The 25,453-nt window shown below is 61.4% G+C and carries 20 protein-coding genes and 1 tRNA gene; 10 read left to right on the top strand and 11 right to left on the bottom strand.

Annotation, left to right across the window (positions count from 1 at the left end; translation table 11 throughout):
- Positions 1–294 precede the first annotated feature (294 nt).
- From FSY59_RS08555 to cysS, 6 genes are all read right to left on the bottom strand, one after another.
- Positions 295–387: transfer RNA gene (locus tag FSY59_RS08555), tRNA-Ser, on the bottom strand.
- A gap of 54 nt (positions 388–441) precedes the next feature.
- The gene (locus tag FSY59_RS08550; protein WP_003057587.1) at positions 442–1,707 is read right to left on the bottom strand and encodes an aspartate kinase; all 1,266 of its coding nucleotides are present in this window, start codon (positions 1,705–1,707) and stop codon (positions 442–444) included.
- Between the two features lie 92 nt (positions 1,708–1,799).
- Positions 1,800–2,810 carry a tRNA lysidine(34) synthetase TilS gene (gene tilS, locus FSY59_RS08545; RefSeq protein WP_148728796.1) on the bottom strand — a complete coding sequence of 337 codons (1,011 nt, stop codon included), beginning with the start codon at positions 2,808–2,810 and terminating at the stop codon, positions 1,800–1,802.
- 139 nt (positions 2,811–2,949) lie between these two features.
- Entirely contained in the window at positions 2,950–3,927 is a 978-nt protein-coding gene (locus tag FSY59_RS08540; protein ID WP_003057594.1) for an acetyl-CoA carboxylase carboxyltransferase subunit alpha, read from the bottom strand.
- A gap of 60 nt (positions 3,928–3,987) precedes the next feature.
- Entirely contained in the window at positions 3,988–4,830 is an 843-nt protein-coding gene (locus FSY59_RS08535; protein WP_148728795.1) for a DNA-3-methyladenine glycosylase, read from the bottom strand.
- Positions 4,831–4,880: 50 nt separating this feature from the next.
- On the bottom strand, positions 4,881–6,266 hold the full coding sequence (gene cysS, locus FSY59_RS08530; protein WP_148728794.1) for a cysteine--tRNA ligase: 1,386 nt from the start codon (positions 6,264–6,266) through the stop codon (positions 4,881–4,883).
- A gap of 221 nt (positions 6,267–6,487) precedes the next feature.
- Here cysS and FSY59_RS08525 point away from each other — a divergent pair, with 221 nt between their 5' ends.
- The 4 genes from FSY59_RS08525 (at position 6,488) to FSY59_RS08510 (ending at position 9,267) form a co-directional block, all read left to right on the top strand.
- A complete protein-coding gene (locus tag FSY59_RS08525) occupies positions 6,488–7,039 on the top strand; it encodes a tetratricopeptide repeat protein (protein ID WP_019043728.1) in 552 nt (183 codons plus the stop codon).
- A gap of 130 nt (positions 7,040–7,169) precedes the next feature.
- Positions 7,170–7,754, top strand: a complete 585-nt coding sequence (locus FSY59_RS08520; protein WP_148728793.1) for a peptidylprolyl isomerase — start codon at positions 7,170–7,172, stop codon at positions 7,752–7,754.
- Positions 7,755–7,823: 69 nt separating this feature from the next.
- Positions 7,824–8,351 carry a peptidylprolyl isomerase gene (locus FSY59_RS08515; RefSeq protein WP_003057608.1) on the top strand — a complete coding sequence of 176 codons (528 nt, stop codon included), beginning with the start codon at positions 7,824–7,826 and terminating at the stop codon, positions 8,349–8,351.
- Positions 8,352–8,469: 118 nt separating this feature from the next.
- Positions 8,470–9,267 (top strand): UDP-2,3-diacylglucosamine diphosphatase, encoded by a 798-nt coding sequence (locus tag FSY59_RS08510; RefSeq protein ID WP_148728792.1) that lies wholly within the window; start codon positions 8,470–8,472, stop codon positions 9,265–9,267.
- A gap of 190 nt (positions 9,268–9,457) precedes the next feature.
- On the opposite strand, the gene FSY59_RS08505 is transcribed toward FSY59_RS08510, so the two are convergent.
- Positions 9,458–11,104, bottom strand: a complete 1,647-nt coding sequence (locus FSY59_RS08505) for an acyl-CoA synthetase (protein ID WP_148728791.1) — start codon at positions 11,102–11,104, stop codon at positions 9,458–9,460.
- Between the two features lie 562 nt (positions 11,105–11,666).
- Between FSY59_RS08505 and dnaG the strand changes: the two genes are divergently transcribed.
- The 6 genes from dnaG (at position 11,667) to FSY59_RS08475 (ending at position 19,635) form a co-directional block, all read left to right on the top strand.
- Positions 11,667–13,661 (top strand): DNA primase, encoded by a 1,995-nt coding sequence (gene dnaG, locus FSY59_RS08500; protein WP_003057615.1) that lies wholly within the window; start codon positions 11,667–11,669, stop codon positions 13,659–13,661.
- 275 nt (positions 13,662–13,936) lie between these two features.
- A complete protein-coding gene (gene rpoD / locus FSY59_RS08495; protein ID WP_043371196.1) occupies positions 13,937–16,384 on the top strand; it encodes an RNA polymerase sigma factor RpoD in 2,448 nt (815 codons plus the stop codon).
- A gap of 147 nt (positions 16,385–16,531) precedes the next feature.
- Complete coding sequence (locus FSY59_RS08490) at positions 16,532–17,524, top strand: tripartite tricarboxylate transporter substrate binding protein (protein WP_148728790.1); 993 nt, start codon at positions 16,532–16,534, stop codon at positions 17,522–17,524.
- A gap of 21 nt (positions 17,525–17,545) precedes the next feature.
- Positions 17,546–18,490, top strand: a complete 945-nt coding sequence (locus FSY59_RS08485; RefSeq protein WP_003057622.1) for a ketopantoate reductase family protein — start codon at positions 17,546–17,548, stop codon at positions 18,488–18,490.
- 356 nt (positions 18,491–18,846) lie between these two features.
- Positions 18,847–19,152 carry a helix-turn-helix domain-containing protein gene (locus tag FSY59_RS08480; protein ID WP_003057624.1) on the top strand — a complete coding sequence of 102 codons (306 nt, stop codon included), beginning with the start codon at positions 18,847–18,849 and terminating at the stop codon, positions 19,150–19,152.
- 129 nt (positions 19,153–19,281) lie between these two features.
- A complete protein-coding gene (locus FSY59_RS08475; RefSeq protein ID WP_003057626.1) occupies positions 19,282–19,635 on the top strand; it encodes an FKBP-type peptidyl-prolyl cis-trans isomerase in 354 nt (117 codons plus the stop codon).
- 73 nt (positions 19,636–19,708) lie between these two features.
- On the opposite strand, the gene FSY59_RS08470 is transcribed toward FSY59_RS08475, so the two are convergent.
- The 4 genes from FSY59_RS08470 to ppsA all read right to left on the bottom strand — a co-directional run bounded on the left by FSY59_RS08470 (position 19,709) and on the right by ppsA (position 25,248).
- Positions 19,709–20,185: a hypothetical protein gene (locus tag FSY59_RS08470; RefSeq protein WP_148728789.1), complete on the bottom strand. Its 477-nt coding sequence runs from the start codon at positions 20,183–20,185 to the stop codon at positions 19,709–19,711.
- 179 nt (positions 20,186–20,364) lie between these two features.
- Positions 20,365–22,461 (bottom strand): VC_2705 family sodium/solute symporter, encoded by a 2,097-nt coding sequence (locus FSY59_RS08465; RefSeq protein WP_148728788.1) that lies wholly within the window; start codon positions 22,459–22,461, stop codon positions 20,365–20,367.
- Positions 22,454–22,822, bottom strand: coding sequence for a DUF4212 domain-containing protein (locus tag FSY59_RS08460; RefSeq protein ID WP_255439260.1), 369 nt, complete (start codon positions 22,820–22,822; stop codon positions 22,454–22,456). Before FSY59_RS08460 ends, FSY59_RS08465 begins: the two co-directional genes overlap by 8 nt.
- 35 nt (positions 22,823–22,857) lie before the next feature.
- Positions 22,858–25,248, bottom strand: coding sequence for a phosphoenolpyruvate synthase (gene ppsA, locus FSY59_RS08455; RefSeq protein ID WP_043371190.1), 2,391 nt, complete (start codon positions 25,246–25,248; stop codon positions 22,858–22,860).
- Between the last annotated feature and the right edge of the window lie 205 nt (positions 25,249–25,453).

The following is a 25,453-nucleotide window of genomic DNA, read 5'->3' as shown; positions in this document are numbered from 1 at the left end:
AAGAAGAATTAATTCTTCCTCATTACTGTTTTTGTGAGCGTTTGATAACTCCGAAGAGTTTGTTCCGAAGAACTGGCTGCTTGCCCTCAAACGCCCACGCTTATCGGCTGTATTTTTTTAAGGAGCCGAGTGCAAAATCAAGAAGCTTGACTTTGAATCTCGTTGCTTGCTGCGATCAGCGAAGCTTTGCATTGTAGCCTGTTTTTACCAGACTCAAATCAAAGTTTGAAACTTTTTGTCAACACCCAAAGGATCTTGACAAAAAGAAAAAGCCTTGCGGCTTTTTCTTTGATTTGGCGGAAACGGAGGGATTCGAACCCTCGATGAGGCTCTACACCCCATACTCCCTTAGCAGGGGAGCACCTTCGGCCACTCGGTCACGTTTCCGGAATGACGCTATTGTAAACAGCTTTTTTGTTCGTTTTTGGAAAGTTGCGAAAATTATTCGCTTTTGTCCAAACCGAAGGCAGTGTGCAGGGAGCGCACGGCCAGCTCCAGGTACTTCTCGTCGATCACGACCGAAGTCTTGATCTCGGAAGTCGAGATCATCTGGATGTTCACGCCTTCCTTGCTCAGGGCACGGAACATGGTGGAGGCCACGCCCACATGGCTGCGCATGCCGATACCGACAATGCTGACCTTGGCGATATTGGGATTGCCCACCACTTCGGACGCACCCAGTGCAGGAACAACGCTTTCACGCAGCAGCTCCATGGCACGCTGGTAGTCGCCCTGACTCACGGTGAAGCTGAAGTCGGTCTTGCCGTCCTTTGAGATGTTCTGGATGATCACATCGACTTCGATGTTGGCATCAGCCACGGGACCCAGGATGGCAGCGGCCACGCCGGGGGTATCAGGCACGCCCAGCACGGAAATCTTGGCCTCGCCACGGTTGAAAGCGATGCCGGATACGACAGCCTTTTCCATTTTTTCGTCTTCCTCAAAAGTAATCAGCGTGCCGGACTTGGCCTCTTCTTCCAGATCGATATCCCAGGGCGTGAAGCTCGACAGCACGCGCATGGGCACCTTGTACTTGCCTGCAAACTCCACAGAGCGGATTTGCAGTACCTTGGAGCCCAGGCTGGCCATTTCCAGCATTTCCTCGAAGCTCACCGTACCCAGGCGCTTGGCCGCAGGCACCACACGGGGGTCGGTGGTGTAGACGCCATCCACATCGGTATAGATCAGGCATTCGGCAGCCTTCAGGGCGGCCGCCACGGCCACGGCCGAAGTATCGGAGCCGCCACGTCCCAGCGTGGTGATATTGCCTTCGGGATCGATACCCTGGAAGCCGGTCACGATCACGACACGACCTGCCTCGAGGTCGGCGCGCACGCGCTTGTCGTCGATGGACTCGATACGAGCCTTGGTATAGCTGCTATCGGTGCGCACGGGCACTTGCCAGCCTGCATAGCTGACGGATTCCATGCCTTCGGCCTGCAGCGCAATGGCCAGCAGAGCCGAGGATGCCTGCTCGCCAGTGGCGGCCAGCATATCGAGCTCACGATAGTACGAACTCTTGGCGTGGCTGGGAGCCAGTTCGCTGGCCAGACCCAGCAAACGGTTGGTTTCGCCACTCATGGCGCTGGGCACAACCACCAACTGGTGACCTGCCCGAGCCCATTTGGCCACACGCTTGGCGACGTTGCGGATGCGCTCTGTCGAGCCCATCGAGGTGCCGCCGTATTTATGAACGATCAGTGCCATTGGATACTAAAGGGTGACGAAACAGCAGCCACGGCGCAGATCACAAAGGTTTTGGCGCGCCGGCGGTTTTCGTACAGGTAAAAAACCAAAACCTAGGAATTGTACCAACCGAGACTTACCCCCTGGCGCTCCACAAAACCCCGCCCCACCTTGATGTGGATGTGGTGCCCTCGCGTAGTGCAAACGCCGACCTGCGCCATGAGCTGCGCAAGCTGGGCAGCCGTCGGCGTGGTGTCATGTGCGACACGCAGCCAATAGCGCAGAACATTGCCCAGACGTGCCTCACTCAAACGTTGCAGCGCCTTGATGGCTGGCGGCAGCCCGACCATCTGCAGGTCTGCCGCCGCCTGCTCGTCCAGCAGCTCGGACGCCTGGGCGCAATGGGCGCAGCTGCGTGCGAACGTGCTGCGGAACTGAGGAAAGACCTGCTCCAGCACCGGCAGCAACTGAGCCCGGATGCGGTTGCGCGTGTAGCCCTGATCGGTATTCGTCGGATCCTCGACCCAGCTCACCCCCCTGAGCCGCAACCAGTCGCGCAGCGCCTGGCCCGGCACCGCCAACAGGGGCCGGAACCACTGCAGCCCCGCTCTTTGCCAATGCCCGGGCATGGCCGCCAGACCGGCCACACCAGCACCGCGCGAGAGCGCCAGCAGCAAGGTCTCGACCTGGTCGTCGGCATGCTGGGCCAGCGCCATGGAGCGCACCGCATCCAGCGGCGCACCATCTGCAGCCAGCCAAGGCTGGCCGACCGCCTGAATCAAGGCCGCATAGCGCCCCTGGCGCGCCGCGTCTTCAGGGCTTTGCCCCTGCACATTGCGCGCATCGATGGCGCAAACCTTGAGGGCAATGCCGTGCCGGGCGCACAGTTGCTCGCAGTGCTGCTGAAAACCATCGGCCGCAGACTGCAAACCATGGTGTACATGGATCGCCCTCACCTGCCCCGGCCAGCGCGCATGGCAGGCCAGCAGCAGAGCCGACGAATCGGCTCCTCCGCTGAAGGCCACAGCCAGGGGCAGTGCTGGATTGAATGCAGCCACTGCGGCATCCACCCGGCCGGCCGAAGCCGCCAACAAGTCAGCATCTGACTGGGCTTGCATGAACAACAGACTCCATCTTTCAAATTCAATAGCGGCCAACGACTAATCAGAAAGGGCTTAAGGCGTATTTCGCTCATAAACTCTCGGCAAAAACAAATGGCTCCCGAAGGAGCCATTGTGCGCAAGCGGCATCAAGCCCGCCCGATCAGCGGTTGTCGGCCTTGGTGTCGGCAAACTTGCCGTAGCTCTGAATGCGGTCGTAGCGACGATCCTGCAGCTCCTTGGGCTTGAGATCGGTCAACTGGCGATAGGCATCGCCCAACGCGCGCTTGAGGAAGGCGCCCATTTGCTTGTGGTCACGGTGAGCACCACCCACAGGCTCGTTGACGATCTTGTCCACCAGACCCAGCGCCTTGAGGCGGTGGGCGGTGATGCCCATGGCATCCGCTGCTTCCTGGGCCTTTTCACCGGTCTTCCACAGAATCGAGGCGCAGCCTTCGGGGCTGATCACCGAGTACACGGAATACTGCAGCATCAGCACCTGGTCGGCCACGGCAATCGCCAGCGCACCGCCCGAGCCACCTTCACCGATGATGGTGGTGATGATGGGGGTCTGCAGTTGCGCCATTTCGTAGATGTTGCGACCGATGGCCTCGGACTGACCACGCTCCTCGGCATCGATACCGGGGAAGGCGCCGGGCGTGTCCACGAAAGTGAACACGGGCAGCTTGAACTTCTCGGCCGTCTTCATCAGACGCAAGGCCTTGCGATAGCCCTCGGGACGCGTCATGCCAAAGTTGCGCAGCGTGCGCTCCTTGGTATCGCGGCCCTTTTGATGACCGATCACCATGCAGGGCTGGCCATTGAAGCGTGCCAGGCCACCGATGATGGACTGGTCATCCGCAAAGTGGCGGTCGCCATGCATTTCGACAAAGTCGGTAAAGCACTCGCGCACATAGTCGAGCGTATAGGGGCGCTCGGTATGGCGGGCGATCTTGGTGATCTGCCAGGGGGTCAGGTCGCTGTAGATGTCCTTGGTCAGCTGCAAGCTTTTCTTGCTGAGCTGGTCGATCTCTTCCGAGATATCTACTGCGCTTTCAGTCTGCACATAGCGCAGTTCTTCGATTTTGGATTCGAGTTCTGCAATGGGCTGCTCAAAATCCAGAAAGTTCTTTTTCGCCAACGTATTTCTCCTTGTGCCAGCCTGTTGCAATCCTTGCAATCGGCCAGTGGACAGATGTCATCAAGCCACAGGCTGCGCCTCGAGCGAGCGCCAAATATACCAAGTTGCAACCGTACACCACGGTTTCCAAGCCTCGGCAACTTCACGGGCATCACTGCGACTGACAGGATCGCCCGAAAAATGATTGAGGGAGATGCCCTGTATCAAACCGGCATCGTCCAGAGGCAGCACATTGGGCCGCCCCAGGCAGTAAATCAGAAAATTCTCGGCCGTCCAGCGACTGAGACCGCGTATGGACATCAGCTCGGCAATGATGACCTCATCGCTCATCTGGGCCCATTCATCCATGTGCAGGCGATGCTCGGTGAAGTGCAGCGCCAGATCGACCAGATAGTCGACCTTGCGGGCCGACAGTCCCGCGCCACGCATATCGTCCACCTTGAGCCTGAGCACCTGCTCGGGCTGCATGGCAGCAGGCAGCTTGGCGAACTTGTTCCACAAGGTCTTGGCCGACTTTGCCGAGATCTGCTGCCCGATGATGGAGCGAGCCAAGGTGGCAAAGGCCTGCTCCTGCCCGCAAGGCAGTAGCGCCTGGCTGCCGAGCTGCGGAATCAGTCGCTTGAGCACGCGATCGCGGCGCATGAGCTGGCGGCAAGCCTCAGCCCAGTAGGCGGGCACGCCATCGGGCAGATCCAGATGGATCTTGGGCGCGACCGTCTTGGGCGCAGCAGCCAGCTTGGCTGGCGCCAGGTCTTTGCCGGCAGGGCCCGCGGACTGAACCATGGCCGCTGCCCCCAAAGGAGCGACAGGCAAAGGCGCTGCCGGCCCCATGGGCACGGGCAGATCGGCAACCAGCGGCAGCTGCTCGAACTCCATGGTGTCCAGATGCTTGACCGCGCTCATGCACGCCCCTTCGCACTGTTCACACAGTTGATGGAATATTGCATGCAGTCTCAGCCCTTGGCGGCCGATTCCCAGGTCGTACCTGCGGCAGAGTCCTTGAGGACGATGCCCTGCTCAAGCAGTTCCTTGCGGATGCGGTCGGCCTCGGCCCAGTTCTTGGCGGCCTTGGCCTGCGCGCGTGCGGCAATCTGCGCCTCGATCGCGGCAGCGTCCACACCTTCGGAACCCGCCTGCAGAAATTTCTGCGGCTCGGCCTGCAGCAGCCCCAGACATGCCCCCAGCGTCTTGAGCAAGCCCGCCACCTCGGGCGACTTGCTGCGATTGACTTCAGCGGCCAGCTCGAACAGCACGGCCACTGCCTCGGGCGTGCCGAAGTCTTCATCCATCGCCGCCTTGAAGCGAGCGGCATAGGGATTGCTCCAGTCGACCTGCGCCTCGGCGGGCGCCACCAGATCCAGCGCGGTGTAGAGGCGCTTGAGCGCTCCACGCGCATCATCGAGATGCACGTTGGAGTAGTTCAGCGGGCTGCGGTAATGGCTGCGCACGACGAAGAAGCGGATGGTCTCGGCGTCGTATTCCTTGAGCACGTCGCGAATAGTGAAGAAGTTGCCCAGCGACTTGGACATCTTCTCGTTGTCCACGTTGATGAAGCCGTTGTGCATCCAGGTCTGGGCAAACGGCTTGCCGGTCGCACCTTCGCTCTGGGCAATCTCGTTCTCGTGGTGAGGGAACTGCAGGTCTGCGCCGCCGCCATGGATGTCAAAGCTCTCGCCCAGCAGCTCGCAGCCCATGGCCGAGCATTCGATATGCCAGCCGGGGCGGCCTTCGCCAAACGGACTCTGCCATTTCACATCGGCCGGCTCGTCGGCCTTGGCCGACTTCCACAGCACAAAGTCCAGCGGATCAAGCTTGCCGTCGGCCACGGCCACGCGCTCGCCGGCGTTGAGTTCGTCCAGCGACTTGCCCGAGAGCTTGCCGTAGCCTGCAAACTTGCGCACCGCATAGTTCACATCGCCATTGCCGGCCTGATAGGCCAGGCCCTTGTCCTGAAGCTTTGCGATCATGCCGAGCATCTGCGGCACGTATTCGGTGGCGCGCGGCTCCAGCGTGGGGCGCTCGATACCGAGCGCATCCGCGTCCTGGTGCAGCGCATCGATCATGCGATCGGTGAGGCTGCGTATGGTCTCGCCGTTTTCCACCGCACGTCGGATGATCTTGTCATCGATGTCGGTGATGTTGCGCACATAGGTCACCTTGTAGCCGCTGGCGCGCAGCCAGCGCTGCACCACGTCGAAAGCCACCATGGAGCGTGCATGGCCCAGGTGGCAGAGGTCATAGACCGTCATGCCACAGACGTACATACGCACATGGCCCGGCTCAAGCGGCGAAAACGATTCCAGTGCACGCGACAGCGTGTTGTAGATACGCAAACTCATGAATCTTGAAATAGGGAGAGAGGGTGGCGAGCAGCAGCACTGGTCATGCCTGCGATGCATAAACCGTGCCTGCCATTCCCTGAGGCTGAAAAATGCGCACTAGCATCCAGACACATCCCGGTCCGGCCAGACGCCTAAGCGCCGCACACCCCTCAGCTACAATTCCCCGCAGTATAAGCTCCCGCCGCAGCGCAGTTTTGCGGCGCCATGAAAGCACCTACATGCCTGTACGCAACTTGTTCAGTACCGCAGCGCGTGCGGCAGCCCTGGCTGCCTTGCTCGCTGCAGGTAGCGCCCACGCCGACGATTACACGGATGTTGCCCAGTTGCTCAAAAGCGGCAAGACCCAGCAGGCACTGCAAAAAGCGGACACCTATCTGGCCAAGAATTCACGCGACCCGCAAATGCGTTTTCTGCGCGGCATCGCGCTGAGCAATGACGGCAAGACCGAAGACGCGATCACGGCTTTTCGCCAGCTGACCGAGGACTATCCCGAGCTGCCAGAGCCCTATAACAATCTGGCAGTGATCTATGCACGCCAGGGCGATCTGGATCGCGCCCGCTCCGCACTCGAAGCCGCCGTGCGCAACAATCCGAACTATGCCGTGGCGCACGAGAACCTGGGCGATATCTATGCCCGCCTGGCCTATCAGTCCTATGCACAGTCCCTGGCCAAGGGCGGCCGCCCCGCAGCCCTGAACCCCAAGCTCAAGCAGCTCAAGGACTTGCTGCAACCCGCAGCCTCTCTTGCAACACCTGCCCCGGCCCGCTGAATCCGTTTTTTGTCATCCCGCCCACCTCCCTCTTGTGAAGCCGGCCGGCGCCCTCAGCTGCCTCAAGCCGGTTTTTTGCAGCCGCTGTCCAGCGGCCCCGCCCAAGACCCACTTACCCAGGAATATGACCATGCTGAATTTCCGTCGAAACAGCCTCAAGGCCCTGTCGGCGATTGCACTGACAGCCACTGTTTTCGCAATCCCCGGCCTGGCCCAGGCGCAATCCAAGGTGCAGCTCAAGACCAGCATGGGCGATATCGTGGTCGAGCTCAACGATGCCAAGGCCCCCAAGAGCGCGGCCAATTTCCTGCAATATGTGCGTGACAAGCACTATGACGGAACGGTGTTCCACCGCGTCATCGACGGCTTCATGATCCAGGGCGGCGGCATGGACGCCAATCTGAGCGAAAAGCCCACACGCGCCGCGATCCCGCTGGAAGCCGGCAACGGCCTCAAGAACGACCGCGGCACGATTGCCATGGCGCGCACCGGCAACCCCAACTCCGCCACCTCGCAGTTCTTCATCAATGTGGTGAACAACGACATGCTCAACGCACCCAAGCCCGATGGCTATGGCTATACCGTCTTCGGCAAGGTCATCAAGGGCATGGATGTGGTGGACAAAATCCGCGCCGTGGCTACGGGCAACCGCGGCATGCACCAGAATGTGCCCACGACGCAGGTAACAATCCTCTCCGCCACCGAAATCAAGTGAACAACCGGGCGGCGCTGCCCAAGCCGGGCGGCGCCAGCCTCCTTACTCCATCCTCTAGAAAGCACAGACATGAGCAATCCCCAAGTCGAACTGCACGTGACCATCAACGTGGCCGATACCGCCACCCAGGGCGTGATCACCCTGGAACTGGACGCCGTGAACGCGCCCAAGTCCACCGAGAACTTCCTGAACTACGTGAACCAGGGCTTCTACAACGGCACCATCTTCCACCGCGTGATCAAGAACTTCATGATCCAGGGCGGCGGTTTTGCGGCCGACATGAAGCAAAAGGACACTGCGGCTCCCATCGAGAACGAAGCCAAGAACGGCCTGAAGAACGACAAGTACACGATTGCGATGGCTCGCACCAGCGATCCCCACAGCGCAACTGCACAGTTCTTCATCAACACCGTGGACAACGGCTTCCTGAACCACACCGCTCCCACCGGCCAGGGCTGGGGCTATGCCGTGTTCGGCAAGGTGGTCAAGGGTGAAGAAGTCGTGGACGCCATCAAGAAGGTGCGCACCACACGCAAGGGCTTCCACGACGACGTGCCCTTCGACGCCGTGGTGATCGACAAGGCGATCGCGATCTAATCCCGGAGGCGCTGCGCGCCTTCCCCCAAGGGGGACGACGGCCTCGCTGCGAGGCGGCTCTTGCTTGCCGTCTCTCGCTCGGGGCCGTCATTGTTTTCAGGCTGCGTACCATCATCACATGACTGATTCTTCAGATCCCCGCACGGCGGCTCCCCAGGTGGCGCAGCTGCAAGGCGCACCCGGCTGGCAAGCTATCGACTTTATTTCCGATCTGCATCTGCAGCCTTCGGAGCCGCAGACGGTCGAAGCCTGGCGAGACTATCTGGCGCGCAGCACGGCCGATGCCATCTTCATCCTCGGCGATCTGTTTGAAGTCTGGGTCGGCGACGATGCGCTCGATGAACCCGGCAGCTTCGAGGCCGAATGCGCCGCCGTGCTGCGCGAGGCGGCGCAGCAGCGCCCGCTGTTCTTCATGGTCGGCAACCGCGACTTTCTGGCCGGCGACGAATTTCTGCACCGCAGCGGCATGAGCGGGCTTTCCGACCCCACGGTATTGCTGTGGGCAGGCCCCGGCATCCTGATCAGCCATGGCGATGCGCTGTGCCTGGACGATGTGGAGTACCAGCAATTCCGCGCTGTTTCGCGCTCCGCCGCCTGGCAGCAGCAGTTGCTGGCCCAGCCCCTGGCCGTGCGCCGCGCGATCGGCAGATCGGCACGCAGCGAAAGCGAGCAACGCAAGCAAGGCGGCGCGCCCTACGCGGATGCCGACGCGCAGATGAGCAGCACCTGGATGCAGGCCGCGCAAGCGCCCTGGCTGATTCACGGCCATACCCATCAGCCCGCCGACCACGCGCTGGGCGACGGGCAGTGGCGCATCGTGCTCAGCGACTGGCATATCGATGCTCAGACACAGCGCAGCGAGGTGCTGCGTGTGACGCCTGAAGGCTGGCAGCGCATGCCGCCCGAATTGGCCTGACGCACCAACCAGTTGCCGCTATCTCATTCAGAGCTTCTTACGCAGGCTATTCATAGATTTCAGATTAAAAGTTATCCAAGTTCTATGAATAACAGGCGCTAGCAGCTATCAAATTTGCTGAACTGGCAGACACGAAGAGCCCGCTGCCCAAATAGCTGAGGCATCGCACCTTGGGTGCGGCGGCGGGATCTCAGACCGAGATGGCGGAAGCCGAGCCTGCCTGCTTGCGCAGCTCGAACTTCTGGATCTTGCCCGTGCTGGTCTTGGGCAGCTCGCCAAACACCACGGCGCGCGGCACCTTGTAGCCGGCCAGATGCTTTTTGCAGTGGGCCATGATGTCTTCGGCCGTGGTCTCGGCTCCGGCCTTGAGTTCGATGAAGGCGCAGGGCGTCTCGCCCCATTTGGGGTCGGGCTTGGCCACCACGGCCGCAGCCAGCACAGCGGGGTGGCGATAGAGCACATCCTCCACTTCGATGGACGAGATGTTCTCGCCTCCCGAGATGATGATGTCCTTGCTGCGATCCTTGATCTGGATATAGCCGTCGGGATGTTGTACGGCCAGGTCGCCGCTGTGGAACCAGCCGCCGCGGAAGGCTTCCTGCGTCGCCTGCGGGTTCTTGAGATAGCCCTTCATGGCGATATTGCCCTGGAACATGATCTCGCCCATGGTCTGGCCGTCGGGCGGCACGGGCTGCATGGTTTCGGGGTCCAGCACGGCCGCAGAGCGCTGCAGGTGGTAGCGCACGCCCTGGCGCGAGTTCAGGCGGGCACGCTCGCCGATATCGAGCGCATTCCAGCCCTCATGCTTGGCGCAGACCGTGGCCGGGCCATAGGTTTCGGTCAGGCCGTAGACATGGGTGATGTCAAAGCCCATGGCCTCCATGCCCTCGATCATCGATGCGGGCGGCGCTGCCCCAGCCACCATGGCCTTGACGCCGGCGGGCACGCCCTGCTTCATGACAGCCGGCGCATTCACCAGCAGGCTGTGCACAATGGGCGCACCGCAGTAATGGCTCACGCCATGGTTGCGGATGGCATCAAAAATCGCCTGCGCATCCACCCGTCGCAGACAGACATTGACCGCCGCGCGTGCAGCCACCGTCCAGGGGAAGCACCAGCCGTTGCAGTGGAACATGGGCAGCGTCCACAGATAGACAGCGTGCTTGGGCATGTCCCACTCCAGCACATTGCTGATGGCATTGTTGTGCGCTCCGCGATGGTGGTAGACCACGCCCTTGGGATTGCCCGTGGTTCCGCTGGTGTAGTTCAGTGCAATCGCATCCCATTCGTCGCCGGGCCATTGCCAGTCGAAACCGGCATCGCCCTGGGCCACAAAGCTCTCGTAGTCGGTGACACCGATTTGCTCGGCCGCCTCGCCGTAAACCGGGTCTTCGACCTGGATGACATAGATGGGCGCGGTGCTCTGGCGCAGCTTGAGCGCCCTGGCCATCAGAGGCGCGAACTCGGGGTCCACGATCAAGGCCTTGGCTTCGCCATGGTCGAGCATGAAGGCCAGAGTCTCGGCATCCAGCCTGGTGTTGAGCGTGTTGAGCACGGCACCGGCCATGGGCACGCCAAAGTGGGCCTCCACCATGGGCGGCGTATTGGGCAGCATCACGGCCACGGTATCGTTCTTGCCAATGCCGATTTTCTGCAGACTGCTGGCCAGTTGGCGGCAACGTGCATAGGTCCGTGCCCAGTTCTGGCGCAGGTCACCATGAACAATGGCCAGGCGCTCGGGATAGACCTCGGCCGTGCGGGCAATAAATCCCAGCGGCGTCAGCGCGGCATGGTTGGCGGTATTCGGGGTGAGGTTCAGATCGAAAGAACTTGTCATGTTTGTCTCCTGAGCGTCTTGTACTCCAGCATCCGTCACGCCAGGCTTACAACCGAGCGCCATGCAAGCCTGTTGTGATTCAGGTCAAGCCTGATTCCGCTTGGCTCTCGCACATAGAAACCAGAGCAACGCAAAAGGTCATTGAGCAAACCAATACTTTCAACAGCTTCTGAAAATCAATAAATTAATTCAAAATCAAATACTTATGAGAGCAATCAAAAACACCATCATTCCTCAAGCAGTGGCATCTCATGCAAGTCATCTATAAGACATCATTTATCTGACAGACCAATCACCCAGACCGTGAATCGCTTTTAGAATGCGCACATGTTTTTGAGGATCTGACTGCCCACGCGGGCAGGCCAGACCGGCATCTCTCCCGCACGGAGCCGGTCACATGCCTCAAAACTGTGTGGCGGAGGAGACGTTTTAGAGGAGAGCCTGGCAATGATCCAGGCATCAGGAGACCTGAGCCTGCACCCATCGGTGCAGGCTTTTTTTTGTCCGCCCTCCTCATTCCTGCCGCGCCATCGGCCATTGCCGAAAAAGGCAAAATACACGGGTGGCCATTCCCCAATCATTCATCCAAGAGTTGCTCTCCCGCGTCGACGTGGTCGACATCGTGGGCCGCTATGTGCAGCTCAAAAAGGGCGGCGCCAACTTCATGGGCCTATGCCCATTCCATGGCGAAAAGTCGCCCTCTTTCACGGTCAGCCCCAGCAAGCAGTTTTTTCACTGCTTTGGCTGCGGCAAGAACGGCAATGCCATCGGCTTTCTGATGGAGCATGCCGGCATGGGCTTTGTCGAAGCCGTGCAGGAGCTTGCCAATCAATGCGGCCTGCAGGTGCCGCAGGACGACATCAGTCCGGCCGAGCGCCAGCGCCAGGCCCAGCAAAAGCAGAAAGCCGAGACCCTGAGCGACCTGCTGGAAAAAGCCGGCGAGTCCTATCGCAAACAGCTCAAGGCCGCACCCAAGGCCATCGAGTATCTGAAAAAGCGCGGCGTCTCGGGCGAGGTCTCCAAGCGCTTCGGCCTGGGCTATGCGCCTGCAGGCTGGCATGGCCTGGCCAGCGTATTCGCCGAGTACGACAACCCGCAGCTTGAAGAGTGCGGGCTGGTCATCGTGGGCGAGGACGACAGCCGCCGCTACGACCGTTTCCGCGACCGGCTGATGTTCCCGATTCGCAATGTCAAAGGCGAATGCATAGGCTTTGGCGGCCGGGTGTTTGGCGATGAGAAACCCAAATACCTGAACTCCCCCGAAACCCCGGTCTTCCACAAGGGCCGCGAACTCTACGGCCTTTACGAGGCCCGCCAGGCCCTGCGCGACATGGGCTACGCCCTGGTCACCGAAGGCTATATGGACGTGGTGGCGCTGGCCCAGCTTGGCTTTGCCAATGCCGTGGCCACGCTGGGAACGGCCTGCACGCCGGAGCATGTTCAAAAGCTGTTTCGCTTCACCGATGCCGTGGTCTTCAGCTTCGACGGTGACGGTGCGGGCCGACGCGCCGCCCGCAAGGCACTGGATGCGGCCCTGCCGCTGGCGACCGACACGCGCTCCATCAAATTCCTGTTCCTGCCTTCGGAGCACGACCCCGACAGCTTCATCCGCGAATTCGGCCCCGAGGCCTTCTCGCGCTATGTGGGCGATGCCACGCCACTGAGCCGCTTTCTCATCGAATCGGCCAGCGAGGGCTGCGATCTGGGCCAGACCGAAGGCCGTGCCCACATGGCCAGCAACGCGCGGCCGCTGTGGTCACTGCTGCCCGACGGCGCGCTCAAGCGCCAGCTGCTCTCCGAAATCGCAGCCCTGGCCCAGCTGGACTCGCGCGACCTCACCGATATCTGGGCGCAGGAAGCCGCACGCACAGCCCCCATTTCCCGCCGCGCGCCTGCGGCTGCGCCCTCCGGCCCTCAGGCACCGGAATGGGATGCGCCCCCGGCCAGCTGGGAAAGCGCCCCCGACTGGGCCGATGCCGCGGCACCGTCCCCCTCCTCCTACCCAAGCCAGGGCGGCGGCGGCAACTGGTCGGGTCGCAAGGAATTCGGCCGCCAGCGCAAGCCCTGGGGCAAGAAGGGAGAGGACTGGAACCCGCCGCAGCTGGGCCCGCGCCCCACGCCGGTCAGCCGCGAAGACCAGGCCGCTCGCCTGCTGATGTGTCACATGGAGTTCATGGAAGAGATGACCCATGAGGATTTCGATGCCCTGGCGCGCTGCAACCAAAGCCATGCCCCCTTGTTCCGCTGGCTGGAAGCCCAGTTTACCGAGTCCGGACCGCGCTCCTGGGCGGTGCTGCGCGAGCAATTGCAAGGCTCGCCCTGCGAGCCGCTGGCCAGCAAGCTCATGAGCGGCGCCCATGCCAACCCCGAGGGCGAAGTCGACGAGTTGCGCAAGGAATTGCGCGGCACGCTGAATCTGATCCTTGTGGATCACCTCAAGCGCGAGGAGGCCCAGGCGCTCAAGGAGATCGCCACCGACCCCACGGCGGCAAGGCGTTACATCGAGTTTCAACAGCGGCGAAAAAATTTATCTGTAATTATTAGCTCCACCTCTTGACATCTTTAAAAAAGGTATAATTTAGAGGATACAGGCAAGAGCGACAGCAACACCTCCGACCCGGGCCCCGTGAAGAAATCACGTGATGGCAGCAACTGCATGGCCCATTTCTCGCAAGGATTGCATACCAAATGATCGCCCCAACATCTTGCCATGGAGTCTTTGTGCTCCACCGGACAGGCTAGGCCTGTTCTTGCGCCAGCTTTGATGGCGTTTGTTTGCATTTTCCGTTTTCCTTTGTGTGTTTGTGTGTGTTCGTACCGTGAGAGGTGTTCATGCCCGTTTCAAAGTCCGTGAAGTCCAAGCAGGCCCCAGAAGCTTCAGCAAAGCCCAAGACCTCTAAAACTTCCACTTCCGCAGCAGAGTCCGCGAAAAAGGCCAGTGCCAGCAAGCCTGCTGTGAAGAAGAGTGCTGCATCTGCAGCCGAAGCCAAGAAAGACACCACCGTGGTTACCAAGTCACAAGCCGAACTCAAAGCCATGGCCGATGCGCTGCTGGCGCAGGCAACTCCCAAGCGCGGCCGCAAGAAGGCCGAAGAAGACGACGACACAGCTGCCGCTCCTGCCGCCAAGAAGACCGTCGCCAAGAAGGCTGCTCCCGCCAAGAAGGCTGCCGCCGTCAAGGCCCCCGCTGCCAGCGCCGATGCCGACAAGACTCCCGCCAAGCGCGGTCGCAAGCCCAAGGCCAAGGAAGCCGACGAGGACATGGATGATGCCGACCTGTCGGATATCGACAGCGATCTGGAAGGCGAAATCGAAGAGGAGACAGTCGCTGAAGCGTCTGCTGCTCCTGCCGAAAAGGCCAAGCCTCTGCGCATGAAAATCAGCAAGGCGAAGGAACGCGCCTTGATGAAGGAATTCGGCTTGGACGAGACCGTTCTGACCGAAGAGGAAATGAACACCCGCCGTCAGCGTCTGAAGATGCTGATCAAGCTGGGCAAGACCCGCGGCTACCTGACCCACGCCGAAATCAACGACCACCTGCCCGACAAGCTGGTCGATGCCGAAACGCTGGAAGTCGTGATCTCCATGTTGAACGACATGGGCGTAGCCGTGTACGAGCAGACTCCCGATGCGGAAACCCTGCTGCTGAACAACACCGGCCAGTCAGCCACCACCGAAGAGGAAGCGGAAGAAGAAGCCGAAGCGGCGCTGTCCACCGTGGACTCCGAATTCGGCCGCACCACCGACCCCGTGCGCATGTACATGCGTGAAATGGGTACCGTCGAACTGCTGACACGCGAAGGCGAAATCGAAATCGCCAAGCGCATCGAAGGCGGCCTGATGGACATGATGGAAGCCATCTCGGCTTCCCCCGCGACCATCGCCGAGATCCTCAACATGGCCGAGGAGATCCGCGAAGGCAAGGTTGTCATCTCCACCGTGGTGGACGGCTTCGTCAATGCCAACGAGAACGACGACTATGTGGCCGAAGAAGACTTCGACGAATACGACGAAGAAGATGACGATGACGGCAAGGGTGGCTCCAAGGCCCTGACCAAGAAGCTCGAAGAGCTGAAGAACGAAGCCCTGGGTCGCTTTGACTCCATGCGCGAGCTTTTCGACAAGATGCACAAGGTGTATGACAAGGAGGGCTACGGCACCGAGGCATACATGAAGGTGCAGAAGGCCATCACCGAAGAGCTGATGACCATTCGCTTCACGGCCAAGACGATTGAAAAGCTCTGCGATCTGGTGCGCGCCCAGGTGGACGACGTGCGCAAGAAGGAACGCGAGCTGCGCAAGATCATCGTGGACAAGTGCGGCATGCCGCAGGAGCAGTTCATCAAGGACTTCCCGCCCAACCTGCTGAACCTGGACTGGGTCATCAAGCAAGTGGCGGCAGGCAAGAACTACAGCGCCGTGCTGGAGCGCAACATCCCGCCCGTGCAGGAGCTGCAGCAGAACCTGATCGACCTGCAGGCCCGCGTGGTTGTGCCTCTGGAAGAGCTCAAGCACATCAACAAGCGCATGAACAGCGGCGAGCGCGCCAGCCGTGACGCCAAGAAGGAAATGATCGAGGCCAATCTGCGTCTCGTGATCTCCATCGCCAAGAAGTACACCAACCGAGGTCTGCAGTTCCTGGATCTGATCCAGGAAGGCAATATCGGCCTGATGAAGGCCGTGGACAAGTTCGAATACCGTCGCGGCTACAAGTTCTCGACCTATGCGACCTGGTGGATTCGTCAGGCCATCACGCGCTCCATCGCCGACCAGGCCCGCACGATCCGCATCCCCGTGCACATGATCGAGACCATCAACAAGATGAACCGCATCTCGCGCCAGCACTTGCAAGAGTTTGGTTTCGAGCCCGATGCGTCCATCCTGGCAGCCAAGATGGAGATCCCCGAGGACAAGATCCGCAAGATCATGAAGATCGCCAAGGAGCCGATCTCGATGGAAACCCCCATCGGCGACGACGACGACTCCCACCTGGGCGATTTCATCGAGGACGGCAACAACACGGCGCCCATCGATGCCGCCATGCAGGCCGGTCTGCGCGATGTGGTAAAGGACATCCTTGACGGCCTGACGCCTCGCGAAGCCAAGGTGCTGCGCATGCGCTTCGGTATCGAAATGTCCACCGATCACACGCTGGAAGAAGTCGGCAAGCAGTTTGACGTGACGCGCGAGCGTATCCGTCAGATCGAAGCCAAGGCGCTGCGCAAGCTCAAGCACCCTTCGCGCTCCGACAAGCTGCGCAGCTTCATCGACTCGCTGTAAAGCCAGCCCGAGGAACCGGCACGCCGGCTCCCTGCGACTCCAAGCCCCGACCTGCTCCAGGTCGGGGCTTTTTCGTATGCAGCCCAGGTCAGCAAGCCTTCGCTTGCGGCCAAACACACCAAAAGACACATAACAGCGGAGACAGACATGAACACCATCCAAGCACACCGCCTTCCGACACGGCGCCAGTGGCTGGGCTATTCCGGAGCCTTGCTGGCCACGCCTTTGGCAGCCATGGCCAACCCGCCTCAGCGCCTGGGGACGCAGCTGCGCATCGTGATCCCCGCCAACCCCGGCGGCGGCTGGGACCAGACCGGTCGCGCCCTGGGCGCAGCGCTGATCGGCAGCGGCATGGTGGACAAGGTCATTTATGAAAACATCGGCGGCAAGGGTGGCACCATAGGCTTGGCCGAATACACCAAGCGCTACGGCAACGACCCCAACAGCCTGCTGATCGGCGGCATGGTCATGGTCGGCGCTCTGGCGCTGAACAAGAAATCGGCAGAGCTGCATCAGGTGCAAGCCCTGGCGCGACTGACCAGTGACTACCTGGTGGTGGCCGTGCCTTTCGACTCACCGATCGCCAACCCCAAGGCACTGGCCAAGGCCATGCGCGAAAACCTGCCCGCACTGGCGATTGCCGGAGGCTCCGCCGGCGGCGTGGACCATATGTATGCGGGCATGCTGGCCCGCCTGTCCAAGGCCAATGCGGAGCAGCTGCAGTACAAGGCCTTCCCCGGCGGTAACGAGGTGCTGCAGGCCCTGCTGCAAAAACAGGTACAGGTGGGAATCTCGGGCTACAGCGAGCTAAGGGATGCCTTGCAGGCTGGCAAGCTGCGCGCTCTCGGTGTTTCCTCGCGGCGCACCATGTTCGGCATCGCCTCCATGCGCGACCAGGGCATGGACGCCGAAATGTCCAATTGGCGTGCCGTCTTTACAGGCAGAAATCTGCCTGCAGAGCGCATCCAGCAACTGCTGGCTGCTATCGACCATGCGAGCAATCAGGAGCACTGGAAACAAGCCCTGGCCAGCAATAATTGGAGCTCCTCTTGGCAAACCGGCAAGGCGCTGCAGGAGTTTCTGGAGGTCGAGACCTCCACTGCCCAGCTGATGACCTATCTGCTCAAGCTCAAGAGCTAAGCCACCTTGCAGGATAGCCCCATGAACCTGGTCGACCACACCGCTGCCCCCTCCCGCCTTTCCGTTGCCGTCATGGGCGCGGGCTCGGTGGGCTGTTACTTTGGAGCTCTGCTGGCACGCGCCGGCCACCCGGTCACGCTGATCGGTAGAGCATCGCATATGCAGGCGGTCAGCGAGCACGGGCTGCGACTGCAGACGGCAACAGAAGATCTGCATCTCCCCGTCGCCACCAGCACCGAGCCCCGTGCCGTGGCGGGCGCCGATGTGGTGCTGTTCTGCGTGAAATCCACCGACACCGAAGCAGCAGCTGCACAGATCAAACCCCACCTGGCTGCACATACCCAGATACTGAGCCTGCAGAATGGCGTGGACAACGACCAGCGCCTGCGCCAGGTACTGGGTCGGCAGCCGGTGGCAGCTGCCGTGGTCTATGTGGCCACTGCCATGGCAGGCCCGGGCCATGTGCGTCACTTTGGCCGGGGCGAGCTGGTCATCGCTGCCTGCCCCCAGGGCGATGCGATCGCGGGCCAGTTCAGCACCGCCGGCATTCCCACACAAGTCTCGGATGGCGTGCTGGCCGCACTCTGGCAAAAGCTCATCATCAACTGCGTCTACAACGCGCTCTCCGCCCTCACCCAGCAGCCCTATGGCTGGCTGGTCGCGCAGCAGGGCATACCCGCCGTGATGCAGGACATTGCCGCCGAATGCAAGACTGTGGCCATGGCCGACGGCGTGATCCTTCCCGCTACCGTGGACGAGGCGGTAGCGGCCATCGCACGCACCATGCCCGGCCAGCTCTCTTCCACGGCCCAGGATCTGGCGCGCGGCAAGCCCACGGAGATCGACCATCTCAACGGCTATGTAGTGCGGCGCGCCCAGGCCCTGGGCATTGCCGCGCCGGCCAATCGCCTGTTGCAAGTGCTGGTGCAACTCAAGCAAATACAGGCGCCCAAACAGGAACTATGATTTTCATAGCTGCCTGCGTCGACAGGTCAATGGCTTGACTCCATTTTTACACCTGGAAACACCTAAGCCAGCACTAACACAGCCGGCAAACCACGCCAGCCTGTCGCGCAGGCTGCTCCAGCACTCTCACCACTGCTACAAACCCTGAAGCACGCGCGCCTTAGCCCGGATTCGTGGCTGACCCGCAACACTTGCGTGCTGTTTGTCGCGTTTATCACCTCAAGGCGTTGCAGTTGAAGATTTGAAGCTACTAAACTTGTAGCAAAATAAATTAACCGCTATAGTCCATCGGACATGGCACTGAAAGCGCCCAGTGCGCCCAGCTCGACAACATCATTGCGCAAGGAGAAGCGTCCATGAGCTCCAAGGAAAACGCCGCCATCAACCAGCTGTTCGAGAAGCTCGAATGCCGCTATGCGCTGCGCGTGCTGTGGGCTTTGCGGGATGGTCATCCCCAGACCTTCCGACTGCTGCAAGACAGCGTGGGCGGCATCACTCCCAACACGCTGAACACCCGCATCAAGGAACTGCGCGAATGCGGCCTGCTCGAACATGGCAGCGACGGCTACACCGTGACCTTGACCGGACAAGATCTGCTCAAGCGCCTGTCCGACGTGCAGGCCTTTGCCAACCGCTGGGTTGCGGCGCGCGCCAAGAAGTAAACCTTGCCGTTGTTGCGGCCAGGGAACTGGCGGCAGGCGGACACCACTATCATCCAAGGGCCCCAAGCGAGCTTGGCCGGCCCTTTTTTCCATCGCCTTTTTCTGCTTTGTGCTGAAAGGAAATCCACCATGGCATTCAACACTACTGCCTCCGGCCTGCAATATGAAGACACCGTCGTTGGCGAAGGCACCGAAGCCAAGGCCGGTCAGAACGTGACCGTGCACTACACCGGCTGGCTCTACAACAATGGCGTGCAAGGCGCCAAGTTCGACTCCAGCAAGGACCGCAACGATCCTTTCGTCTTCCCCCTGGGCGCCGGCATGGTCATCAAGGGCTGGGACGAAGGCGTGCAAGGCATGAAGGTCGGCGGTCAGCGCACGCTGCTGATCCCAGCAGCCCTGGGCTATGGCGCGCGCGGCGCCGGCGGCGTGATCCCCCCCAACGCCACGCTGAAGTTCGATGTGGAATTGCTGGCGGTCTGAACCCCAGGCTCCGTCCACGAAAAAGCGGCCCTGCAAGGCCGCTTTTCTTTGGGAAATGCCCTGCATCGGCAGCTTATGCATCGGCCTCGAACAGCGCTCTGTGCAGTGGCATGTAGGCTTTTTCACCCGCCGCATCGCGTATGCGCGGCGCCAGCTCCGCCAGCTGCTCATAGCCCATGGCGGCCTCCACGGCCAGATTCAGCCTGAAGCCCTTGAGCCCCAATGCGCCCGTGATGGACACGGCCATGGGGTAGGCCTTCTGGAAGCGCTTCTGGCCGACGCCTGACGCGAGCTCGGCTGGGGCCAGGGAGGGGGAGCCGCTCTCCGAGGCCGGCGCTGCGGCGGAAGACTCCCTCGTGGCCAGCCAGCCTCTGTCGACCAGGGCCAGAATATCGTCCTTGACCACTCCCAGCGCCGAGGTCGCCTCCAGCACCTGCATCAGGCTGCGTTGACCGTCAAACAGCAAAAAGGCCGAGCGCAGCCTCTGACTCAGATCGGAATGGCGCTCCTTGAAGGCCTGCTGGCCCTCGGGTGTTTTGACTAGATACATCGCCCCCGCCCCTCTATGCATTGAATTGCTTTTAGACATGCAGAGTGGCAGCTGTGGCGGCGCCTGAAAAGCGGGTTTTCCTGCAAGCTTGCTCCGGGCTGAGCCAGATCAGACTCTGCCAAAAAACTACCCGTAAACCATCTCAAGCCCTTCGTGGAAGAGCGCTGACAGCTATCGAATCAAGAGTTCTTCCGAATGCCTGTTCGCCGCTGCTCCCACCAGCTGACCAGCAATATGGTGAGCAAGCCTGCCGGCACGCCAAACACACCGGCCGAGATGGGCTGAATGCCCCACCAGAGTGCCTCGCCGCGCAGTGCCGAAGGCAGCACACCCTGCAGACCCGGCACATGGGAGACCATGTAGTACACCGTCACGGCCAGGCCCAGCAACATGCCAGCCACCGCGCCACGGCGCGTGGTGCCGCGCCAGAAGATTCCCAGCACCATGGCCGGCACAAAAGCCGAGCCGGCCAGCGAGAACGAGGCCGAAACCATTGGAAGAATGTCCGAAGAGCGCCGGGCAGCCACAAAGGCCGCCGACAGCGCCACCAGCAGCAATGCGAACTTGGAGAGAATCACACGCTGCTCGGGCGAGACACGCCGCTTGCGCGTATCCAGGCGCTGACGCTCCTGGAAATAGAGATCCCGCACCAGGGCATTGCTGATCGTCAGCAGCAGACCGTCGGCCGTGGACAATGCCGCCGCCAACCCGCCCGCAGCCACCAGACCGGAGAGCACATAAGGCATGCCGCCCAGCTCCGGCGTGGCCAGCATGATGAGGTCAGCCCCCATGCGGATCTCGCCGAACTGCAAGATGCCGTCGCCATTGATGTCCTCGACGGCCAGCAACGAGCTGTCGACCCTGGACCACTGCGCTATCCAGTTGGGCAAGGCATCGAAATGCGTGCCCACAAGATTGCTCATGACCTCGAACTTGACCAGCACGGCCAAGGCCGGTGCGCCCAGATACAGCAGACCGATAAAGAACAGCGACCAGGCCACCGAGGTACGCGCCGCCGACACCGAGGGAACCGTGAAGTAACGTGTCAGCAGATGCGGCAGCCCGGCCGTGCCGACCATCAGGCAGAACATCAGCGCCAGAAAATTGCGCCGGCTTTCCTCGTAGGCCTTGCGCTCGGCCGGCGAACCATCCGGATCCCCGGCAAAAGGCTGACTTTGCAGCGGCATGCCGCCCAGCGGCTTGGCCCGCTCATAGGCCTCGTGCAGCTCGCGGCTCCAGAGTTCGCGTGCCGCCACCTCATCCTTGGGCATGGCGGCCAGCTCCCGGCTGGCGGTCATGATGGCGCCGATATTGCCGCTGCTGGTGCGCAGCTCGCGGATATGCTCGCTCAGTGCTTGGCGTTCCGCCGCCAGCACATTGGGCACATCGCGCAGCTTGGCCTGCAGCACCTGGGCGCGGGTGCGGTAGGCCTCCAGCACCGACTGCTCAGCCTCTGAGGACAGCAGCTGCTGCTCCATGGCGCCAATCTTGCCCAGTTGCTGGCTGTAGGCCAGCTGCGCCCAGGGGTTGCCCAGCTGCTTGTAGGCCAGCCAGGAAACCGGCAGCATGAAGGCCAGCAATATGACCACGTATTGCGCCACCTGGGTCCAGGTGATAGCCCGCATGCCGCCCAGGAACGAGCACAGCAGCACGCCGCCCAGACCCAGCATGATGCCGATCTCGAACTGCACGCCGGTCAGGCGTGCGGCAATCAGCCCCACGCCATAGATCTGCGCCACCACATAGGTGAAGGAACAGGTAATGGCGGCCAGCGCGGCAATGATGCGCGGCCAGCGCCCGCCATAGCGCGCCTGGAAGAAATCCGGCACGGTATAGAGATTCATGGCCCGCAGATAGGGAGCAATCAGCATGCCGACCAGGCAGAACCCGCCCGTCCATCCCAGCACATAGGCCAGCCCGCCAGGCTGTGTGCCGGTCCCCGAAAAACCTTGCAGATAGAGCGCGCCGGAGAGACTGATGAACGAGGCTGCACTCATCCAGTCGGCAGCGGCAGCCATGCCGTTGTAGAAAGGCGGAATACGCCGGCCGGCGACGAAATACTCCTCGGCATCACTGGTGCGCGAATACACACCGATGGCCGCATACACCATCACCGTGGAGAACAGAAAAATAGGCCCGATCCAGTGCCGCGACAGCCCGCGCTCCTCGGCCCAGAGCATGGTCAGCAAAAAGGCCGCCGTTCCCAGCACATAGAGAAACAGAATGCGATGCAGCCGCCAGTGGTAGGCGCGGCTCAGAACGGGCCGCTCAGGCATGAGGGTCGGTTGCGGCGAGAGAGGCTTGGTGAGCCGCAGCCCGCTTGCGCGCTTCGTCACGCGCCTGTTGGCGTTCGAAATAATCCATGGCCACACAATAGACCACGATGATCAACAGGAACATCAGGACCGCCCCTTGGGCGGCCATCCAGTAGGCCACGGGCCAGTCCGGCATCAGCGCCTGGATATCGCGCGCAAAGTAGCCGGTCCCAAATGAAGACACCACCCAGACGCTCAGCAGCAAGGCCTTGAGTCTCAGGTGGTGTGTATCGTGCAGATCCGGCGGGAAGGTCACCTCCACCGGATTGCCGAAAGCATCGAATGCCTGTCGCGGGGCATCCGACGCGGCATCGTCATGCATAGGCGCGTGATGCGTCCGCACGGCGATGCCCAGGCTTATTCAGCCAGCTTCTGCCAGGTGGAGACCACGCTGTCAGGGTTCAGGGAGATGGAGGAGATGCCCTCATCGGCCAGCCACTTGGCGAAGTCGGGGTGGTCCGAAGGGCCTTGGCCGCAGATGCCCACATACTTGTTCTGATCGCGGCAGGCCTTGATGGCGCGAGCCAGCAGCTTCTTGACGGCGGGGTCGCGCTCGTCGAAGTCGGCGGCCAGCAGCTCCAGACCGGAGTCGCGATCCAGGCCCAGGGTCAGCTGGGTCAGGTCGTTGGAGCCCACGGAGAAGCCGTCGAAGTATTCGAGGAACTCCTCGGCCAGCACGGCGTTGGAAGGCACTTCGCACATCATGATCAGCTGCAGGCCATTTTCACCGCGCTTGAGGCCGTTTTCGGCCAGCAGCTCAGTCACGCGCTTGGCCTGGCCCAGGGTACGCACGAAGGGGATCATGATCTTGACGTTGGTCAGACCCATGTCCTCACGCACGCGGAGCAGGGCTTCGCATTCCATCTTGAAGGCTTCGCCGAACTCGGCCGAGATGTAACGCGCTGCACCACGGAAGCCCAGCATGGGGTTCTCTTCCTCGGGCTCGTAACGGCTGCCGCCGATAAGCTTGCGGTATTCGTTGGACTTGAAGTCGGACATGCGCACGATCACGGGCTTGGGCCAGAAAGCGGCGGCAATCGTTGCCACGCCTTCGGTCACCTTGTCCACGTAGAACGCGCGGGGAGATGCATGGCCGCGGGCCACGGACTCGACGGCCTTCTTCAGATCGGCGTCAACGGCGGGGTAGTCCAGGATGGCCTTGGGGTGGACACCGATATTGTTGTTGATGATGAATTCCAGGCGGGCCAGACCCACGCCTTCGTTGGGCAGCTGGGCAAAGTCGAAAGCCAGCTGGGGATTGCCCACGTTCATCATGATCTTGGTGGGGATGCTGGGCATCTCGCCACGCTTGACCTCGGTCACCTCGGTTTCCAGCAGACCATCATAGATCTTGCCGGTATCGCCTTCCGCACAGGACACGGTAACCAGTGTTTCGGCCTTGAGCAGATCGGTTGCATTGCCGCAGCCCACAACGGCAGGGATACCCAGCTCGCGTGCAATGATGGCGGCGTGGCAGGTACGGCCACCGCGGTTGGTGACGATGGCCGAAGCCTTCTTCATGACGGGCTCCCAGTTGGGATCGGTCATGTCGGTCACCAGCACGTCGCCGGCCTGCACCTGATCCATCTGCGAGATGTCGGACACCAGGCGCACGGGGCCGGTACCGATCTTCTGACCGATGGCGCGGCCTTCGGCCAGCACGGTGCCCGTGCCCTTGAGCTTGTAGCGCAGCTCGGCCTGTCCCTTGGACTGGCTCTTCACGGTTTCAGGGCGCGCCTGCAGGATGTAGAGCTGGCCGTCGGTGCCGTCCTTGCCCCATTCGATATCCATGGGACGGCCGTAATGCTGCTCGATCACCAGCGCGTAATGCGCCAGTTGCTGCACTTCCTCGTCGGTCAGCGAATAGCGGTTGCGCAGTTCGTGGGCCACATCGGTGGTCTTGACCAGCTTGCCGTCGGCCGCCTTTTCCTCGGGCGTGGCAAAGATCATCTGGATCAGCTTGGAGCCCAGATTGCGGCGGATCAGTGCCTTGTTGCCAGCCTTGAGCATGGGCTTGTGCACATAGAACTCGTCGGGGTTCACCGCGCCCTGCACCACGGTCTCGCCCAGCCCGTAGCTGGAGGTGATGAAGACCACTTCCTCGAAACCGGATTCGGTGTCGATGGTGAACATCACGCCGGCAGCGCCCTTGTCGGAACGCACCATGCGCTGCACGCCGGCGGACAGGGCCACCACATCGTGCTCGAAGCCCTTGTGCACGCGGTAGGAGATGGCGCGGTCGTTGTAAAGCGAGGCGAACACTTCCTTCATCTTGTGCAGCACGTCTTCGATGCCCACCACGTTCAGGAAGGTTTCCTGCTGGCCGGCAAACGAGGCATCGGGCAGGTCTTCTGCAGTGGCCGAAGAGCGCACCGCAAACGATGCCTCGGCATTGCCGCCTTGCAGACGGACAAATTCCTCGCGGATGGCCTGTTCCAGATCGGCAGGGAAAGGCTGGCTTTCCACCATGGCACGAATTTCCGCGCCGACAGCGGCGAGGGCGCGGACATCGTCCACGTCCAGAGCGGCCAGCTTGGCAGAGATCTTGCCGGCCAGACCTTCAAAGGCCAGGAACTCGCGGAAGGCATGGGCCGTGGTGGCAAAGCCGGTAGGCACGCGCACGCCCTGAGGCAGTTGCGAAATCATCTCGCCGAGCGAGGCGTTCTTGCCGCCGACCGACTCGACGTCGGTCATGCGCAGTTTTTCGAACGGAACGACTAATGCGGTCGCTTCGAAGAGTTGAGACATGGGAAAGCTCCAAAGGTAAAAAACCGGCACGCTTGCGGCGACTGGGCTGAATGGCCAGGGCACGCGAACCCACGCTGCATCGATGCAGTGCTTTGCTGTTCTGGATGTTGACCGTCAACGAGCATGGGTGGAATTTGGGAATAATGGGCGCAATTGTAGGCCTAGCCATGAACCCTGGCGCGGCTCAAACCTGTTTCAGACTTCA

This window comes from Comamonas sp. Z3, assembly GCF_008121565.1.
GTDB classification, from domain to species: Bacteria; Pseudomonadota; Gammaproteobacteria; order Burkholderiales; family Burkholderiaceae_C; genus Comamonas; species Comamonas brasiliensis.
Note: the sequence above shows the minus strand (reverse complement) of the source record. Positions and strands in the feature narration are given on the sequence as shown.

What these genes read in the sequence shown, in the direction of transcription:
- FSY59_RS08550 (WP_003057587.1), bottom strand. Translation starts at nt 1,707, where the DNA reads ATGGCACTGATCGTTCATAAATACGGCGGCACCTCGATGGGCTCGACA.
- FSY59_RS08535 (WP_148728795.1), bottom strand. Translation starts at nt 4,830, where the DNA reads ATGAGCGCGGTCAAGCATCTGGACACCATGGAGTTCGAGCAGCTGCCG.
- cysS (WP_148728794.1), bottom strand. Translation starts at nt 6,266, where the DNA reads ATGAGTTTGCGTATCTACAACACGCTGTCGCGTGCACTGGAATCGTTT.
- FSY59_RS08525 (WP_019043728.1), top strand. Translation starts at nt 6,488, where the DNA reads ATGCCTGTACGCAACTTGTTCAGTACCGCAGCGCGTGCGGCAGCCCTG.
- FSY59_RS08520 (WP_148728793.1), top strand. Translation starts at nt 7,170, where the DNA reads ATGCTGAATTTCCGTCGAAACAGCCTCAAGGCCCTGTCGGCGATTGCA.
- FSY59_RS08515 (WP_003057608.1), top strand. Translation starts at nt 7,824, where the DNA reads ATGAGCAATCCCCAAGTCGAACTGCACGTGACCATCAACGTGGCCGAT.
- FSY59_RS08510 (WP_148728792.1), top strand. Translation starts at nt 8,470, where the DNA reads ATGACTGATTCTTCAGATCCCCGCACGGCGGCTCCCCAGGTGGCGCAG.
- FSY59_RS08505 (WP_148728791.1), bottom strand. Translation starts at nt 11,104, where the DNA reads ATGACAAGTTCTTTCGATCTGAACCTCACCCCGAATACCGCCAACCAT.
- rpoD (WP_043371196.1), top strand. Translation starts at nt 13,937, where the DNA reads ATGCCCGTTTCAAAGTCCGTGAAGTCCAAGCAGGCCCCAGAAGCTTCA.
- FSY59_RS08490 (WP_148728790.1), top strand. Translation starts at nt 16,532, where the DNA reads ATGAACACCATCCAAGCACACCGCCTTCCGACACGGCGCCAGTGGCTG.
- FSY59_RS08485 (WP_003057622.1), top strand. Translation starts at nt 17,546, where the DNA reads ATGAACCTGGTCGACCACACCGCTGCCCCCTCCCGCCTTTCCGTTGCC.
- FSY59_RS08480 (WP_003057624.1), top strand. Translation starts at nt 18,847, where the DNA reads ATGAGCTCCAAGGAAAACGCCGCCATCAACCAGCTGTTCGAGAAGCTC.
- FSY59_RS08475 (WP_003057626.1), top strand. Translation starts at nt 19,282, where the DNA reads ATGGCATTCAACACTACTGCCTCCGGCCTGCAATATGAAGACACCGTC.
- FSY59_RS08470 (WP_148728789.1), bottom strand. Translation starts at nt 20,185, where the DNA reads ATGTATCTAGTCAAAACACCCGAGGGCCAGCAGGCCTTCAAGGAGCGC.
- FSY59_RS08465 (WP_148728788.1), bottom strand. Translation starts at nt 22,461, where the DNA reads ATGCCTGAGCGGCCCGTTCTGAGCCGCGCCTACCACTGGCGGCTGCAT.
- FSY59_RS08460 (WP_255439260.1), bottom strand. Translation starts at nt 22,822, where the DNA reads ATGCATGACGATGCCGCGTCGGATGCCCCGCGACAGGCATTCGATGCT.
- ppsA (WP_043371190.1), bottom strand. Translation starts at nt 25,248, where the DNA reads ATGTCTCAACTCTTCGAAGCGACCGCATTAGTCGTTCCGTTCGAAAAA.